The 274-nt window shown below is 46.4% G+C and carries 1 protein-coding gene; it reads right to left on the bottom strand.

All coding sequences use genetic code 11. The features are described 5' to 3' along the window. A partial coding sequence (locus tag AAEY78_RS13040) for a mechanosensitive ion channel family protein (RefSeq protein WP_502943772.1) occupies positions 1–274 on the bottom strand: 274 nt, incomplete at both ends.

Below are 274 nucleotides of genomic sequence, written 5' to 3'. Positions count from 1 at the left end.
GAGCAAAGGCAACCGCAACGGCACCTAGTGTTAGACCAAATGCTAAGTTCACAATAGAGTCAGCAATACCCATCGCTTTTAGACCCATGGCTAGTACCAAACCCATGATTAATACACGTACGATGTTTGCTAAGAACTGTGAGCCTTGCTCAGAGCGCTCAACGACACCAGCAATGATATTGGCAAGCCAAAAACCGATGAATAGGATAATCGCGCCCAAGATGATGTTGGCACCGAAAGCAATAAACATCGCGATGATAGCTGAGATAGGCTC

This window comes from Psychrobacter sp. 16-MNA-CIBAN-0192, assembly GCF_040309565.1.
Taxonomy (GTDB): Bacteria; Pseudomonadota; Gammaproteobacteria; order Pseudomonadales; family Moraxellaceae; genus Psychrobacter.
The sequence above is the reverse complement of the archived record's forward strand: the minus strand, read 5'-3'. Positions and strand labels throughout refer to the sequence as shown.